At 40.9% G+C, this 3854-nt stretch carries 4 protein-coding genes; 3 read left to right on the forward strand and 1 reads right to left on the reverse strand.

The features are described 5' to 3' along the window. Window positions 1-73: 73 nt before the first annotated feature. Complete coding sequence (locus ACWNM1_RS30325; RefSeq protein ID WP_449603896.1) at window positions 74-1279, forward strand: MATE family efflux transporter; 1206 nt, start codon at window positions 74-76, stop codon at window positions 1277-1279. A 241-nt stretch (window positions 1280-1520) separates the two neighbouring features. On the opposite strand, the gene ACWNM1_RS30330 is transcribed toward ACWNM1_RS30325, so the two are convergent. Then, a complete protein-coding gene (locus ACWNM1_RS30330) occupies window positions 1521-2498 on the reverse strand; it encodes a biotin--[acetyl-CoA-carboxylase] ligase (protein WP_449603893.1) in 978 nt (325 codons plus the stop codon). A 246-nt stretch (window positions 2499-2744) separates the two neighbouring features. Between ACWNM1_RS30330 and ACWNM1_RS30335 the strand changes: the two genes are divergently transcribed. Beyond that, window positions 2745-3296: a biotin transporter BioY gene (locus ACWNM1_RS30335; protein WP_449603894.1), complete on the forward strand. Its 552-nt coding sequence runs from the start codon at window positions 2745-2747 to the stop codon at window positions 3294-3296. Window positions 3297-3416: 120 nt separating this feature from the next. Next, window positions 3417-3854, forward strand: a 438-nt coding sequence (locus ACWNM1_RS30340) for a helix-turn-helix domain-containing protein (protein WP_449603895.1), incomplete at its 3' end; no start/stop codon positions are given.

Raw genomic sequence — 3854 nt, forward strand, 5'->3', positions numbered from 1 at the left:
TCTGATTAGCAAAAGGGGAACAATTAATCTTTGTTTGCTATCAATATAAGGTTGCTTTGGATAAGTGAAGAGAATATTGTACTTATTGATTTGTAATAGAACAGGGGAGTTTATTGTAGTAGACGCCGTAGCTCACTTCGGTATACCGATGATGTTAGGCATGTCAATGAGTGTCATATATTCCATCTTGAATGCCTATTTCCTTGGCACACTGGGCAATACGGCTATGTTAACCGCACTTGCACTAACCTTACCATTATTCGCGATCATTATGGCGCTAGGAAACTTGATTGGCATGGGCAGTGGTACATTCATCTCCCGCTTGCTAGGGGAGAAAAAATATGATGATGTAAAGCATGTATCTTCATTCGCTTTTTACAGCAGTTTAGTTATCGGTCTTATCGTGATGGCTGTTGGTCTCCCGTTGATTAATCCAATTGTTCATGGCCTGGGAGCAACGCCTGACTCCTTCGGATTTACAAAGGACTACGTAACGATTATGCTTATTGGCTCACCATTCGTTGTATTATGCTTCACATTGGAGAATATCGTGCGCTCAGAAGGTTCAGCAATCACATCGATGATCGGGATGATTCTAAGTGTTGTCGTGAGTATTATTCTCGATGCGCTAGTTATCTTCGTCTTCCATTGGGACGTGATCGGCATTGCGTCTGCTACAGTCATCTCTAACTTGGTGGCGAGTGTATTCTATGCCTACCATTTGAGTTATAAAAGCCAATTCTTAGCGGGGTTCGGAATTTCATCACGTTTATTGCATTTACCTGAGTGTATTCTGATGGGTTTATGCGAAGGTGTCGTGCCGCTCACTGCCTTCTCTTTTACAGCGAATAAATTACGCATGAAGCATACCATCGGATTCACAATCAAAGTGATAATAGCTTTAGCTGTCGTGTTCGGCGTTATCGTCTATCTGATTTCCGACCACTTAATTGGCTTATTTACGAATGACCCGCAATTAATTGAAATGGGCAGCTACATTCTGCATGTGACATTCTTATCCTTGTTCATTACAGGAATGACTTCGTTGTTTACCGGGATCTTCCAAGCTACAGCGCAAGGAACTGCTGCATTTATAATGTCAATTATTCAAGGAGTTACTCTGATTCCTGTGTTGTATATAGCCAATCGAATGAATGGTTTCCATGGTGTGGTCTGGTCGCTCGTCATTTCGGATGCCGTTGCGTTCCTTGTTGGTGCCATAATGCTGTATGTTCTGCGGAACAAGATGCAGCCGGATTTAAATGCTTTAGCACAGTAGAATACAGAGTCTTAAGTTGATATATTAAGTTCATCTTCTAATATAAATTTTACAGTATAAAGGTGGAGCCTAGAGTATGGTTGATTTTTAATGGTATAGAAGCTTTTGCACAATATATAAGTATCAATTGATTTCTGAAGCCGCAAAAACCCGCATGATGACGCAACCAGCCATGAGTCAGCACTTAGCCGCTTTAATTTTGACGATCACCACGAATAACATATACGCAAAAGAACAATAGCTAAATTTTAATACTGACTTCTCCATTTGAAAGATATTCCTCGTCACCATTTTCATATCTGACTTTCAGATGGCAATCGTTATCAATATCAATGGCTGTTGCCTTAAGCTGTTCATTATTCTTTATCACTGTTACGGGTTTGCCAAGTGAAATTAACCGTTTTCTATATTCGGAAAGAAACAATCTTTCCGTTAATTGCTCATAATATCCCATGAAATTGTTCAGTACTTCTGCTACCAGTCGGTTGCGGAGATCACCATAAGAATTGTTTTCAGAAATTACAGTTGTTGCAATCTCGGTAAGCTCGTTAGGAAAGCCGTCGGACGGAAGTGCTACATTTATACCAATGCCAAGAGTTGCATAATCAAGCCAGCCGTTTTCCAGTGACACGGATGCTTCGGTAAGGATCCCGCATACCTTTTTTCCCTCCATAAAAACATCATTCACCCATTTAATCTGCGTTTCTTTACCCGATACGCTCTCGATGGAAAGGGCAACTGCAACAGCAGCGCAAGTGGTCAGAAGAGCGGAATCTGTTGCTGACAGCTTGGGACGCAGCAGGATACTCATATAGATACCCGTTCCCGGTGGAGAAAAGAATTTTCGGCCCATTCTCCCGCGTCCAGCGGTCTGTTCTTCGGAAAGGATCACCTTACCCTCAGCTTCTCCATTTGAGGCGAGGCTTTTTACGGCTTCATTCGTTGAAGATAATGTCTTAAAGACTTCTACACGTAACTTTTGCCCCTGGGTATCCAAATATTTTGAAATTGCACTTGCAGATAGGATATCTGTTTGAGGTGACATGGAATATCCTTTATTAGTTACAGCTTGTATGGAATATCCGTCTGTCTGTAACGATTTTATGGCTTTCCAGACCGCGCTGCGCGTCACGGATAACTGAACGGCTATTTCCTCGCCGGAAAAGTATTCACCCTTATTACTGTCGAGCAAGACAAGAATATGTTCTTTTACTGTCATGAACTTAACCTCCAAAAGTATAACTCTCCGACCAAAATCCATCGAATATATTAACAGCCAATAATTGCGACTGAATACTCTAATTCTATATAACAATTGGAAAAACTCAAGTTTAGTATTCTATTCTATTGTGAACTTTAAATAAAGTTTTGGTTTACAATCATGAATATCTCCATTATAATTCAGCTTACTGGACGTATTTACTAACCAGAATACAATTATTTATTTCCAATGGAGGTCAATTTTTTGAAGACAAAAGAACTTATTTATGCTGCATTATTCGCAGCACTTATCGCGGTGCTAGGCATGATTCCACCCATACCCCTCGGTTTCATGCCCGTTCCGATCACTGCCCAGACGCTTGGCGTAATGTTAGCTGGATGTTTTCTGGGGAAACGGATGGGCGCCCTCAGTCTAGTCATTTTCATCATTCTGGTAGCCATTGGGCTGCCTGTACTGACTGGTGGCCGCGGTGGAATCGCAGTGCTCATTGGTCCTTCTGCAGGATACATATTTAGCTTCCCGATCGCGGCCGGCCTTATCGGCTGGTATTCTGAAAAAATCTGGCCGAAGGTCCGAACTTGGAAGCTGATAGCGATCAACATAATCTTTGGTGTATTACTAGTGAGTCTGATTGGTGCCCCCACCATGGCATTAATAACCAATACGTCGATCTGGGCTGGTCTTGTCGGAGCGTTAGCCTTTCTTCCGGGAGACATCATCAAAGCCGTTATTGCAGCCGTCATAACGATGCAGCTGAAAGCAATTAGCCCTATTGAAGAAAAAGCACAAATATAAAGTGATGTGAAACTCGGGTAAATGAAACCCGAGTTTTTTTATTGAAAAATAATATGGTTATAGATGTGAATTTGTTTATACTATAAAAATTAAAATGAAATTGAAATAGGGTGGATAACAATGGATAAGGGATTTAATTTAGCTAGCCAACTATTAACGCTGCTTGATACAGAACAAAGATGGTTTACCTTAGCCGAAGTGGAAAAAAGTTTAGGAATCTCAGATAAGACAATACGGAAGATGGTGGAGGAAATCAGTAAGCAACTACCCTCTACTGTAACCATTGAAGTTTCTAGAGGTAAGGGAATCGTTCTTCTACGTGATCGGCAAAGTACGATAAGTGAAGTGATTTCTTCTATGTTCAGACAAACCATTTTTTATCGGCTGATGCATTTATTGTTTACGAATGCTGGTCGAATGTCTGTGGAGGAGCTTTCTGAATCCATGTTTATGAGTACTTCGTCTTTGAAGAAGCTGATCGTGGAATTAAATAATAATGATCTAAAAGCGTATAAGTTACGCATTAGTTACTCTACACCTGTGATCAAAGGGAATGAA

The sequence above is a fragment of the Paenibacillus sp. Marseille-Q9583 genome, assembly GCF_976954365.1.